Here is a 12,737-nt window from a genome sequence, read left to right as displayed (position 1 = left end):
AGGGCCGATATAATGCGGCCCTTTGCGAGTCGCACTGTCGATTGACGTGATTTACTTGCCTCTGGCCGCAGCCTCCGTGGAAGAACCTATGAAAAGCGCAGAAATCCGTGAAGCCTTCCTTCGCTTCTTCGAGGAGCAAGGTCACACCCGTGTCCCTTCCAGCTCCTTGGTCCCTAATAACGACCCGACCCTGCTGTTCACCAACGCGGGGATGAACCAGTTCAAGGACTGTTTCCTGGGTCAAGAAAAACGTGCCTACACCCGAGCGACCAGCAGCCAGAAGTGCGTGCGCGCCGGCGGCAAGAACAGCGACCTGGAAAACGTCGGTTACACCGCCCGTCACCACACCTTTTTTGAAATGCTCGGCAACTTCAGCTTTGGCGATTATTTCAAGAAAGACGCGATCAACTTCGCCTGGACCTTCCTGACCGGCGTACTCAATCTGCCTAAAGACAAGCTCTGGGTAACCGTCTACGCCAGCGATGACGAAGCCTATGACATCTGGACCAAGGACGTCGGCGTACCTGCCGAGCGCATGATCCGGATTGGCGACAACAAGGGTGCTCCGTACGCGTCGGATAACTTCTGGACCATGGGCGATACCGGTCCTTGCGGTCCGTGCACCGAGATTTTCTACGATCACGGTCCTGAAATCTGGGGTGGCCCGCCAGGTTCGCCAGACGAAGACGGTGACCGCTACATCGAAATCTGGAACAACGTATTCATGCAGTTCAACCGCACCGCCGATGGCGTGTTGCATCCGTTGCCAGCGCCGTCGGTAGACACCGGCATGGGCCTGGAGCGGATCAGTGCGGTGATGCAGCACGTTAACTCCAACTACGACATTGACCTGTTCCAGAGCCTGTTGACGGCAGCGGCCGCCGCGATCGGTTGCACCAACGACGGCCAGGCATCGCTCAAGGTTGTGGCTGACCACATCCGTTCGTGCAGCTTCCTGATCGCCGATGGTGTACTGCCATCGAATGAAGGTCGCGGCTATGTGCTGCGCCGCATCATTCGTCGCGCCTGCCGTCACGGCAACAAGCTGGGCGCTACGGGCAACTTCTTCTACAAGATCGTCGCGGCACTGGTTGCCGAGATGGGCGAAAGCTTCCCGGAGCTGGTTCGCGAGCAAGCCAACATCGAGCGTGTGCTCAAGGCTGAAGAAGAGCAGTTCTCCAAGACCCTGGAGCAGGGCCTGAAAATCCTCGAGCTGGATCTGGCTGAACTCAAGGGCACCGTGGTTCCTGGCGACGTAGTGTTCAAACTCTACGATACCTATGGCTTCCCGATGGACCTCACGGCCGATATCGCCCGTGAGCGCAACCTGACCGTGGACGAAGCAGGTTTTGAGCGCGAGATGGAAGCTCAGCGTGTTCGTGCGCGTTCGGCCAGTTCTTTTGGCCTGGACTACAACACGCTGGTTAAAGTCGATGTGCCTACCGAGTTTATCGGTTACAACGCTACCCAGGCTTCGGCCAAGGTCGTTGCTCTGTATAAAGACGGTCAGTCGGTTGCCAGCCTGAGCGAAGGCGACGAGGGCGTTGTCATTCTTGATCAGACCCCGTTTTACGCCGAGTCGGGCGGCCAGGTCGGCGATTGCGGTTTCCTGCAAGCTGGCGCGGCGCGTTTCGACGTGCGCGACACGACCAAGACCGGCGGCGCATTCCTGCACCACGGCGTGGTTGCAGCGGGCGGCCTGAACGTTGGCGAAACCGTTGAAGCCCGGGTTGATGCCGATGTGCGTCACGCCACGGCGCTGAACCACTCGGCGACTCACTTGCTGCACGCGGCTTTGCGCCAGGTACTGGGCGAGCACGTTCAGCAGAAAGGCTCGTTGGTAGACAGCCAGCGCATGCGCTTCGACTTCAGCCATTTCGAGTCGATCAAGCCTGAGCAGATCAAGGCCCTGGAAGATATTGTCAACGCCCAGATTCGCAATAACACGCCGGTCGAGACGGAAGAAACCGACATCGAAACCGCCAAGCAAAAAGGCGCTATGGCGCTGTTTGGTGAGAAGTACGGCGACAACGTGCGAGTACTGAGCATGGGCGGTGATTTCTCTGTGGAGCTGTGTGGCGGTATTCACGCCCAGCGAACCGGTGATATCGGCCTGATGAAAATCACCAGCGAAGGCGGCGTAGCCTCGGGTATCCGTCGTATCGAAGCGGTTACGGGTGCAGCCGCACTGGCTTACCTGAACGCAGCCGAAGAACAGCTCAAGGAAGCCGCAAGCCTGGTCAAGGGCTCGCGCGAGAACCTGGTCGACAAACTGTCTGCGGTACTTGAGCGCAATCGCCAGTTGGAAAAACAACTTGAGCAATTGCAGGCCAAGGCAGCAAGCGCAGCCGGTGACGATCTGTCATCGTCGGCTGTGGACGTAAAAGGCGTGAACGTATTGACCGCCCGCCTGGACGGTCAAGATGGCAAGGCGCTACTGGCGCTGGTAGATCAGCTGAAGAACAAGCTCGGCCGTGCAGTGATCCTGCTCGGCAGTGTTCATGAAGACAAGGTTGTACTGGTTGCAGGCGTAACCAAAGACCTGACTGGCCAACTCAAAGCCGGTGATTTGATGAAGCAGGCCGCTGCGGCAGTGGGCGGGAAGGGCGGTGGTCGTCCGGACATGGCGCAAGGCGGCGGTGTTGATGCTGCAGCCCTGGACGCCGCGCTGGCCCTGACTGTGCCATTTGTCGAGCAAGGTATCTGAGGTCCAGTACGTGCTGTCGTCTAGTGGCAGCACGTCGTTTGAATGATAAATGGGCGCCCTTTATGGGCTGAGGCTGCTTTGAAATGGCTTTGATCGTACAGAAATTCGGAGGCACCTCGGTCGGCACTGTCGAGAGAATCGAGCAGGTCGCCGATAAAGTTAAGAAGTTCCGCGAAGCCGGCAATGATCTGGTGATCGTGCTATCTGCAATGAGCGGCGAAACCAACCGCCTGATCGAACTGGCCAAGCAGATCAGCGATCAGCCGTTACCCCGTGAGCTGGATGTCATTGTGTCCACGGGCGAGCAGGTGACGATTGGTCTGCTGGCAATGGCGCTGAACAAGCGTGGTGTGCCAGCGGTGTCCTACACCGGCAGCCAGGTGCGCATCCTGACGGACAGTTCGCACACCAAAGCCCGCATCCTGAAAATTGACGACCAGAAGATTCGCGCCGACCTTAAGGCCGGGCGTGTGGTTGTGGTTGCAGGTTTCCAGGGCGTTGATGAGCACGGCAACATCACTACGTTGGGTCGTGGCGGCTCTGACACCACCGGCGTGGCGCTGGCAGCGGCCCTCAAGGCTGATGAGTGCCAGATCTACACGGATGTCGACGGCGTTTACACCACTGACCCGCGGGTTGTGGCAAAAGCTCAGCGTCTGGAAAAGATCACCTTCGAAGAAATGCTGGAAATGGCCAGCCTGGGCTCCAAGGTGCTGCAGATCCGGGCTGTCGAGTTCGCAGGCAAGTACAACGTACCGCTGCGCGTTCTGCACAGCTTCAAGGAGGGTCCAGGTACCCTCATTACTATTGATGAAGAGGAATCCATGGAACAGCCGATCATTTCTGGTATTGCGTTCAATCGCGATGAAGCCAAGCTGACCATCCGTGGCGTGCCAGACACCCCGGGCGTGGCGTTCAAGATTTTGGGCCCGATCAGTGCGACCAATATTGAAGTCGACATGATCGTGCAGAACGTTGCGCACGATAACACCACCGACTTCACCTTCACCGTGCACCGCAATGACTACAGTGCTGCCCAAAGCGTGCTGGAAAACACGGCTCGTGAGATCGGTGCCCGTGAAGTGGTCGGCGACACCAACATTGCCAAGGTTTCGATCGTCGGTGTGGGCATGCGCTCTCACGCAGGCGTTGCCAGTCGCATGTTTGAGTCATTGGCTAAAGAGAACATCAATATCCTGATGATCTCGACCTCCGAAATCAAAGTGTCGGTGGTGATCGAAGAGAAGTACCTGGAGCTGGCTGTGCGTTCCCTGCACACCGCTTTTGACCTCGATGCGCCAGCCCGACAGGGCGAGTAAGGCGTTGTCCGGAGGGCGCGGTTAATCCGCGCCCTTTGTTTTTTGGCGGGCATGAACGAAGACCTCCAGTTTCGTCATGTTGGTCAATACTAAGGAGCTGCGGGCTATAGCTGTTTAGCTAGTAGTCCGAAGCCCTTTTTTTTTGCAGACTGTGGCCACTGAAATGAAAAGTGTGAGGAGAAAAGTATGCTGATTCTGACTCGCCGTTGTGCGGAAAGCCTGATCATAGGCGATGGCGAAATTACTGTGACCGTGCTCGGCGTCAAAGGAAACCAAGTACGCATCGGTGTGAACGCTCCCAAGGAAGTGGCGGTGCACCGTGAGGAGATCTACCTGCGGATCAAGAAAGAAAAGGATGAAGAACCAAGTCTTTAATTTTATTTAAGTTTTTAGTTGCAAGCGGGGAAAAGGCTGGTTATTATACGCCCCGTGTTGCGGAGAGGTGGCCGAGTGGCCGAAGGCGCTCCCCTGCTAAGGGAGTACATCTCAAAAGGGTGTCGGGGGTTCGAATCCCCCCTTCTCCGCCATTATTCATGTAGCACGTTGGATCTGGACAGTTTCGGTAAGTTGTTGAAAATACTGAAAAAAAAGCTTGTCAGAGAGATTTAACGGTCTATAATGCGCAGCTTCAAATGCACTCGTAGCTCAGCTGGATAGAGTACTCGGCTACGAACCGAGCGGTCACAGGTTCGAATCCTGTCGAGTGCACCATTTAAGAGTCAGTTGCTTCGGCAGCTAACTTGGCTTCAACCAGGGTGGTCTGGTCTAACAAGCACAACTTGCACTCGTAGCTCAGCTGGATAGAGTACTCGGCTACGAACCGAGCGGTCACAGGTTCGAATCCTGTCGAGTGCACCATTTAAGAGTCAGTTGCTTCGGCAGCTAACTTGGCTTCAACCAGGGTGGTCTGGTCTATCAAACACAACTTGCACTCGTAGCTCAGCTGGATAGAGTACTCGGCTACGAACCGAGCGGTCACAGGTTCGAATCCTGTCGAGTGCACCAAACACCAAAAAGCCCGCATTGTATGCGGGCTTTTTGCTATCTGGGATTTGGGCATTCTGTCATCCTGCAGACTTCTTTCCTGTTTATCCTGATTGCTGCGTAGATGCTGCCGAAGAACGAAGGCAACGAATGCGTGCGCGGCATGTCTAAATCCCAGATGTCCAGAACCGAGTCGTCTGATTCGCGATCGTGGTGCAGCCGCTCGCAGCCCTCGTTCCCCAGCAGCGCCTGCAACCTGAAATTTCACACATGGGTTGTGCCCTGCGTGAATCATCTTGCGTCGCACTGTCAAAGCAGGTGTTACCCGCAAGCATTTGTTATCTCCGAGATTTTTGCGTCAATAATTTTTAAGCCGTGTATGATTGCGCCCGTCAGCCCCGCCGGGGCTTGTGGAATACCTCCATGGACTTACCCAGTAGTAACTCAGCATCCCGTTTTTCCAATCATGAATTGACTGATTGATCCTTCCGGCGTGCCCTGCTGCTGGGAGTGGAGTTCGCCTATGACCGAAGTTGAAGTAAAGAAAACACAAGAAAGCCTGCAAAGCCGCCTCGCTCAAGTTATTGAGCTGCTTAATCGCCAGCGTGTGGTCGAAGACCTGACTCATCGTCAGGAAGGCCATCACCATGACCGGGTTGAAAACCTGGTTCATCGGCAGAATCTGGTTGAGCTCCAGCGCAAGCTGGAAGACCTGCACTCCGCAGACGTTGCCTACATCCTCGAAGCATTGCCGCTGGATGACCGTCTGACGGTCTGGCAGTTGGTCAAGGCCGATCGCGACGGCGACATCCTGCTTGAAGTATCCGATTCGGTACGTGAAACCCTGATCGCCGACATGGACGATCACGAGCTCCTGGCAGCCGCCAAGGAGATGGACGCCGACGAACTTGCTGACCTTGCCCCCGAGCTGCCGCGAGACGTCGTCCATGAGTTGATGGAGACCCTTGATGGTCAGCAGCGTGAGCGCGTCCGCTCCGCGCTGTCCTACAACGAGGATCAAGTTGGCGCACTGATGGACTTCGAGATGGTGACGATCCGCGAGGATGTCAGTCTTGAAGTCGTCTTGCGTTACCTGCGTCGCCTCAAAGAACTGCCGGGCCATACCGACAAGCTGTTCGTGGTCGATTACGACGGTGCGCTTAAAGGCGTGTTGCCGATCAAGCGCTTGTTGGTCAATGACCCCGAGAAGCAAGTGTCCGAGGTCATGGCCAACGATCCGGTGAGTTTTCATCCGGATGAGGATGCTTACGATGCCGCACAGGCGTTTGAGCGTTACGACTTGATTTCGGCCCCTGTGGTCGACAAAAACGGCAAGCTGATCGGTCGTCTGACCATCGATGAAATGGTCGATCTGATCCGTGAAGAGAGCGAGAACGAAGTTCTCAACATGGCCGGTCTGCGTGAAGAAGAAGACATCTTCGCCTCCGTCTGGAAATCCCTGCGTAACCGTTGGGCCTGGCTGGCAGTCAACCTGGTCACCGCGTTTATTGCGTCGCGGGTGATCGGCCTGTTCGAAGGTTCGATTGAAAAACTGGTGGCACTGGCAGCACTGATGCCCATCGTGGCCGGTATTGGTGGTAACTCCGGCAACCAGACCATCACCATGATCGTACGGGCGATGGCGCTCGATCAGGTCAATACCGGTAGCACCTCGCGTCTGATGCGCAAGGAGCTGGCCGTGGGCTTGATCAATGGCCTGGTGTGGGGTGGGGTGATCGGTGTTGTGGCGTATCTGCTGTACGGCAGCTGGTCACTGGGTGTGGTGATGACCGCGGCCATGACGCTCAACCTGCTGTTGGCAGCGCTGATGGGGGTATTGATCCCCATGACCCTTGCCCGGCTGGGGCGTGATCCGGCCATGGGTGCGAGTGTGATGATCACCGCCATGACGGACAGCGGCGGGTTCTTCATCTTCCTGGGACTGGCAACCATCTTCCTGCTCTGAGGGCTGGCGGCCTGGTCTGACAACTGTCACGCCAGGTCGTTTTGTACCTGGCGCAAATCGCGCCCATAAAAAAGCCAGCTAAACGCTGGCTTTTTTGTCGCCTGAATTAAATCAGGATTACTCCGAAGCTGCCTCAGCGTCGTGAGCAATCAGTGAAACCAGGGCGTTTTGTTGGCGATGGGACAGTTGGCGGAAGCGTTGCAGCAGCTCGCGCTCGTGGAGGGAGAGCTCAGGGCTGTCCAGGCGCATGCTGAGTTCGTCACCCAGTACGCCTTCTTGAATGAGGCTTTGCTCAAGGCGAGCAATGATTTCTGAGTTCATGCTGCGGTGATGATTGCGAGCCACCTCGGCGATGCGCTCGCGCATTCCGTCTGGCAGGCGTACGACGAACTTGTCAGCCGTACGGCTGGAGTAAATTGCCTGTTTCAATGGGCGCATTTTAGTTAACCGGTTAGTTCAGGGGAGCGGTTCTCGGGAATTGGCCGCAGGATGTGATTAAGACCGTCCTTATAGCCAAAGTTCAACCTGAATTGCTAGGAGGCGCGCATCATGCCTCAAATCTGCCACTTCCCTGGCGTCAATTCTGTGACAAATATTGAACCGGATAAAGGCGTTATGCCAGTAGTGATTGCTAAAAAATAGGCATCCGCATTAATAGCATCGACATCCACCACTTACCCCAAATGCTCCGCCCCCGACGTTGAGCGGTCTCAACGCAATTGCGGGTCAAATTTGAACCTGCGGCCGATGATCAGCGCCACCAGCCAGCAGCTGAAAAACACTCCGGCAGCAATTAATGGCAGATTTCCGAATTCGTCACGGGCAAATACATCGAGTGCGAGGCTCGACAACGCCAGCATTAACAAACTCAAAGCAATTTTGGACATGATTTCCTACCAACCTCTCAAGGTGCTCTTCAAAAGACCCAGCGCTCACCCTCAGATGCCAGATTGGCGGCAGGGTGTTCGGTGGTCAGGTGAGGTGTCACGCTGCTGACGCTATTCATGACTGCCACTTGTGGCTGCGGCGCGAGGGGCTTGTTGTAAATTTGGACATGTTGCTCTGCGGCAGCGGGCTCGGGTTGAAAGTGAAAAATCACTAACACAGCCAGCGCCAGGGCGTTTAACAGTAAAAGGGTGCTGTTCATGGCGGTCATCTCTGAGAGCATGGACGGGATACTGTTAATAGAGCAGTCTTCGTGCCAACTGTTAAAGGTCTAAAAACCCTTATAAAACAGCTGGTTGAGGTATGTATTCAAGAGGATTTGATTGCAATTTGCAATGATGGCTTTTTGATGTAGTGCAAATTGCACGATCAGGTCCAGAGCCCGCGGGAGCGGGCTTGGGAAAGATTCAGTGGATATCGCCAACAGATGACCCGTCAGCGTGCGAAACGTTCGGCCCATCCGTGAATAACCTTGGGGCGCGGGGTTGCGTAGGTGCGTACTTTTGACGTCGACAGCCCCAGACGAACCAGCGACTCGGCAACGGTTACCGCAGCGGTAACGCCATCGACCACTGGCACGCCGGTGCGCTGGCGAATCTGCTCATCCAGCCCCGCCATGCCTCCACAGCCCAGGCAAATGACCTCGGCCTTGTCTTCGCTCACGGCCAGTTCAGCCTGACGAACAATGGCCTCGACCGCTCTTTGCGGTGACGATTCGAGCTCCAGAACCGCCAGGCCGCTGGCCCGTACCGATGCACAGCGATACCAGAGCCCGGACAGTTTCAGGCGATCCTCAATCAGCGGTACGGTACGATCCAGTGTGGTGACAACCGAATAGGCGCGCCCCAAAAACATGGCGGTGCTGGCCGCAGCGTCAGTGATATCCACCACGGGTACGTTGAGCAACTCCTGCAATCCTTCTCGGCCATGCTCGCCATACCCGGCCTGAATCACCGCATCGAAGGGCTGGTCGTAGGACATGACGCAGTCCATTACCGCGATGGCGGCCAGATAACTCTCAAAATTACCTTCAACCGACTCGGCGCCGAAGCTGGGCGTCAGCCCGATGATCTCGGTGCCTGGTGCGGCAACGGACTGCGCCTGACGCGCAATGGCCTGGGTGATGCTGTCGGTGGTGTTGACGTTGACCACGAGAATTCGCATGGACGTTCCTTCAAATCAAGGGTGGGCGGTCTGACCTGGCCAGACCGCAAGGGTATCAATGGCCGGCGTTGTCGACCGCGATCGACTCGCCGCTGACCTGGGCGTAGTGGGGTTGGCGTATGGCGATGATCAGGTAAAGCATCGCCGCGATGCTGGCCCCGATCATCCAGGAGAACGGCGAAACCGCGTGGAAGCCCGGCACCAGGGCCAGCACGATGGCGATCAATGCGGCAGGAATAAACGCCGCGACAGCGCGTAAATTGACGCCACGGCTGTAGTAGTAAGCTCCGCTCGGGTCTTCGCTGTACAAAGCCGGCACATCAATACGGCCTTTTCGTACAAGCCAGTAGTCGACCATGATCACCCCGTACAGCGGGCCAAGCAGGGCACCCAGGCCGGACAGGAAGTAGACGATCACCAGCGGGCTGTTATAGAGATTCCATGGCAGGATCAGCACCGCGAGGGTCGCGCTGATCAGTCCGGCGCGTTTGAACGTCAGGTGCTTGGGTGCCAGGTTGCTCAGCACGAACGCTGGTGCGACGAAGTTGGCCATGATATTCACCGCCACCGTCACAATCAGAAACGCCAGGCAGCCCAGCACCAGAAAGAAGGTATTTGGGATCGTGGCAATAATTTGCGTTGGGCTCTCGATAACGGTTCCGTTGATTTGAAACTGAGCGCCACACAGCAGGACGGTGATACCGGCAAACACCAGAATATTTACTGGCAGGCCCCAGAAATTTCCAACCTTGATGGTTTTGCAGCACGGCGATGAGCGTGAGAAATCACTGAAGTTGAGGATCAGCGTGCCGTAGATCGCCAACCACAGCGCGGCACCGGCAAACACGTTGCGCCACACCTCCGCGGTGCTCAAGGGCACGCGGTCGGACCAGGCAATGGTGCCGTTAGCCTGAAAGTACATCCACCCCGCCAGACACAATACCGTCAGCAAAATCACCGGCCCGGCAAAGGCTTCGTAGCGGCGAACCATTTCCATGCCGTAGGCCAGGATTGTCAGTTGCACCAGCCAGATCGCGACAAAACACACCCAGCCCAGACTCGACAGGCCAAGGATCGAGTCATGGTCGTAAGCGTCGAAACCAGGGTGTACGGCCACCAGCAGCACCCGCAGAACCACCGAGGCCAGATACGTCTGAATACCAAACCAGGCGATAGCGATTACTGCGCGTATCAGCGCAGGAATTTGCGCTCCATGAATGCCGAAACTTATCCGGCTGATCACGGGGAAGGGCACACCGGTGCGCTGGCCCATATAGCCCGACAGGTTCATAAAATTGAACACCAGCATTGCGCCGATCCCGAGTGAAAGCAGGATCTGCCAGCCGTTCAGGCCCAATGCGTAGAGCCCGATGGCGAACGAGTAGTTGGCGATGTTGTGCACATCGTTGGTCCACAGGGCAAAAATACTGTAGCGGCCCCAGCGGCGGCCTTCGGTTTTAGTGGGAGCAAGGTCACGGTTGTGCAGGCGTGGACTGAGCGCCAAAGGTAATGCGCTAGCGTCCAGAGAATCGGGGAGGGGAGTTGAAACCGGTGAAGGTAAATCCAGAGCGATGGTATCGGAGAGTCTTGAACGCATTCTGGCAAGCTCCTGATGCCCGCTGGCGTGATGACTGTTCATGAGCGTTGGCTCGACAAATCTTCGTCACGACAGCGGAAATCACTGGTTGTGAGAGTTCGCGGTATGCCTGCTTTTATGTGGCAGGCTACGAAACAATGTGTACTTAGTTTTTGTTTGTTTTGTATACAAGTGTCGCGTGGGTGTAAGCGATATTCATGCCAGCAAAAACATCAGAACCGATAACGGTGTTCACAGACCGCTTTGTGTTTTTTTATCTATTTGAAAATAAAAGAATTTTTAATTTTTTCGCGACTGCTTAAAAACAAGCCAATAGAAAGGAGGGTGAAGCGAGGTGGATTCTGACCAAAGAGTGAGATGTTACCTTTTGATGCAGAAAACCTTTTTGAAAAGTTTGAGTGCACCGTTATGTGACGTTTTGTATACGATTAATAGGCGCTGTAGGCACCTGTAATCGCTGCCGCGCTGCGCGGGGCAGCGATAGGTCGTGAACATTGAGCGTCAGGTCTGCCGGTTGCACTGCAGTAACGGCTACGGGGAGTGAGTCTTACCGTGAAAAAGGCCACGCACGACATGACAAATAAAGGCATGGCCGTTACCATGCTCGCCGTCATTTGTCTCAGTAGCTCAATTGGATAGAGCATCCCCCTCCTAAGGGGAAGGTTGCAGGTTCGAACCCCGCCTGGGACACCAGATACGCAAAGGCCCCGCACTGTTTAACAGGCGGGGCCTTTTTTGTGGCTTAGCCCGTCATTCAAGCCTGGCGGAGTAACCCCCGTTGTGCCAGGTTCTTCATCAATGCACCCACCCCAAACGCCCATTGCGGCGCCTGGTCGCTACCCGTCACGCGGTTGTGCAGGGCGCCCAGTGTGGGTGATGAAATGCTCACGATATCGTCCGCTTTGTGGGTGAAACCCTGACCCGGGTGGTCGCGGTCTTCGGTGGGCGCGAACAGGGTGCCGAGAAACAGTACAAAGCCGTCCGGGTACTGGTGGTTGGCATTGAGCGTCTGCTCTGCCAGGTCGGCCGGGTCGCGGCTGATCTGGTTCATGGAACTCTTGCCGTCCAGTACATAGCCGTCCGTGCCTTCGACGCGCAAGGTCACTTCGCAGTGGCGCACGTCATCGAGACTGAAGTGTTCGTCGAACAGGCGAATAAACGGTCCCAGTGCGCAGGATGCGTTGTTGTCCTTGGCCTTGCTCAGCAGCAGCGCACTGCGGCCTTCGAAGTCGCGCAGGTTGACGTCGTTGCCCAGGGTTGCGCCGTGAATCCGGCCCTGGCTGTCCACCGCCAGTACGACTTCCGGTTCGGGGTTGTTCCAGCTTGAACCCGGGTGAATGCCGATGGCATTACCGCTGCCCACCGCCGCCAGAATCGGGGCCTTGGTGAAGATCTCGGCGTCCGGGCCGATACCGACTTCCAGGTACTGGGACCACATGTTCTGTTCGATCAGCACCTGCTTGAGGCGCATGGCTTCAGGTGAGCCGGGACGCAGATCGCGCAGGTTGTCGCCAATGACTTCTTGCACCAATGCGCGGATCTCTTGGGCGCGCAGTGCATCGCCGCCTGCTTTTTCTTCGATGACCCGCTCGATCATGCTGGCGGCAAATGTCACGCCTGCCGCCTTGATCACTTGCAGGTCTGCAGGGGCCAGCAGGTAGGGTTTGGCAATGTCACGTTGCTCGCCACTGTTGGCCAGCAACGCTTGAATCGTACCCACTGAAGAACCGCTGATTTCACGCAGGCTTTGCAGCGGTTTGGCGTTTTCCAGCAGCGAGCTCAGGGTGGGGAAGTGCGCAGTGCAGTCGATCACTTCGCCGTCTCGAACCACTACCACGGCCGGGCCACCACGCTCGCCGGGCAGCCATACGCGACCGACCAGTGTCGCGCGTTGCCAGTCATTGGGCAGGGAGTTTTCTACGGTCAATTGCAGCGTTTGCATAGGCCTGATCCTTGAAAAAGGTACATCGAGATTCGTGGGAGCGAGCCTGCTCGCGATCGAGTCACTGCGGTTTGCCTGAGCATCCGCAGCGTCTGCTTCGCGAGCAGGCTCGC

Annotated in this window: 10 protein-coding genes and 5 tRNA genes; 9 read left to right on the top strand and 6 right to left on the bottom strand. The window is 56.4% G+C overall.

Going from position 1 to position 12,737, the window contains the following annotated elements; translation table 11 throughout:
• Positions 1-88: 88 nt before the first annotated feature.
• From alaS to mgtE, 8 genes are all read left to right on the top strand, one after another.
• Positions 89-2,707, top strand: a complete 2,619-nt coding sequence (gene alaS / locus RGV06_RS08385) for an alanine--tRNA ligase (protein ID WP_019823403.1) — start codon at positions 89-91, stop codon at positions 2,705-2,707.
• A gap of 83 nt (positions 2,708-2,790) precedes the next feature.
• Positions 2,791-4,026: an aspartate kinase gene (locus RGV06_RS08380; RefSeq protein WP_019823401.1), complete on the top strand. Its 1,236-nt coding sequence runs from the start codon at positions 2,791-2,793 to the stop codon at positions 4,024-4,026.
• 186 nt (positions 4,027-4,212) lie between these two features.
• A complete protein-coding gene (csrA, locus tag RGV06_RS08375) occupies positions 4,213-4,401 on the top strand; it encodes a carbon storage regulator CsrA (protein ID WP_003175645.1) in 189 nt (62 codons plus the stop codon).
• A gap of 61 nt (positions 4,402-4,462) precedes the next feature.
• A tRNA-Ser gene (locus RGV06_RS08370) sits at positions 4,463-4,553 on the top strand.
• 107 nt (positions 4,554-4,660) lie between these two features.
• A tRNA-Arg gene (locus tag RGV06_RS08365) sits at positions 4,661-4,737 on the top strand.
• Between the two features lie 70 nt (positions 4,738-4,807).
• Positions 4,808-4,884 (top strand) — tRNA-Arg (locus RGV06_RS08360).
• A gap of 70 nt (positions 4,885-4,954) precedes the next feature.
• Positions 4,955-5,031: transfer RNA gene (locus tag RGV06_RS08355), tRNA-Arg, on the top strand.
• Positions 5,032-5,533: 502 nt separating this feature from the next.
• A complete protein-coding gene (mgtE, locus tag RGV06_RS08350) occupies positions 5,534-6,976 on the top strand; it encodes a magnesium transporter (RefSeq protein ID WP_016782141.1) in 1,443 nt (480 codons plus the stop codon).
• Between the two features lie 117 nt (positions 6,977-7,093).
• Here mgtE and RGV06_RS08345 read toward each other — a convergent pair whose 3' ends face one another.
• The 5 genes from RGV06_RS08345 to RGV06_RS08325 form a co-directional block, all read right to left on the bottom strand.
• The gene (locus tag RGV06_RS08345; protein ID WP_019823397.1) at positions 7,094-7,414 is read right to left on the bottom strand and encodes an Arc family DNA-binding protein; all 321 of its coding nucleotides are present in this window, start codon (positions 7,412-7,414) and stop codon (positions 7,094-7,096) included.
• A gap of 272 nt (positions 7,415-7,686) precedes the next feature.
• Positions 7,687-7,863 carry a PA3371 family protein gene (locus tag RGV06_RS08340; RefSeq protein ID WP_019823395.1) on the bottom strand — a complete coding sequence of 59 codons (177 nt, stop codon included), beginning with the start codon at positions 7,861-7,863 and terminating at the stop codon, positions 7,687-7,689.
• 29 nt (positions 7,864-7,892) lie between these two features.
• Positions 7,893-8,123 (bottom strand): hypothetical protein, encoded by a 231-nt coding sequence (locus RGV06_RS08335; protein ID WP_019823393.1) that lies wholly within the window; start codon positions 8,121-8,123, stop codon positions 7,893-7,895.
• Between the two features lie 233 nt (positions 8,124-8,356).
• On the bottom strand, positions 8,357-9,085 hold the full coding sequence (locus RGV06_RS08330) for an aspartate/glutamate racemase family protein (protein WP_019823389.1): 729 nt from the start codon (positions 9,083-9,085) through the stop codon (positions 8,357-8,359).
• Between the two features lie 55 nt (positions 9,086-9,140).
• On the bottom strand, positions 9,141-10,682 hold the full coding sequence (locus tag RGV06_RS08325) for an NCS1 family nucleobase:cation symporter-1 (protein WP_037031889.1): 1,542 nt from the start codon (positions 10,680-10,682) through the stop codon (positions 9,141-9,143).
• Positions 10,683-11,298: 616 nt separating this feature from the next.
• On the opposite strand from RGV06_RS08325, the gene RGV06_RS08320 reads away from it, so the two are divergent.
• A tRNA-Arg gene (locus RGV06_RS08320) sits at positions 11,299-11,375 on the top strand.
• 61 nt (positions 11,376-11,436) lie between these two features.
• On the opposite strand, the gene RGV06_RS08315 is transcribed toward RGV06_RS08320, so the two are convergent.
• Complete coding sequence (locus tag RGV06_RS08315) at positions 11,437-12,624, bottom strand: fumarylacetoacetate hydrolase family protein (protein WP_322149801.1); 1,188 nt, start codon at positions 12,622-12,624, stop codon at positions 11,437-11,439.
• Positions 12,625-12,737: the final 113 nt, after the last annotated feature.

It is taken from the genome of Pseudomonas sp. CCI3.1 (genome assembly GCF_034313985.1).
Classification (GTDB): domain Bacteria; phylum Pseudomonadota; class Gammaproteobacteria; order Pseudomonadales; family Pseudomonadaceae; genus Aquipseudomonas; species Aquipseudomonas psychrophila.
Note: the sequence above shows the minus strand (reverse complement) of the source record. Positions and strands in the feature narration are given on the sequence as shown.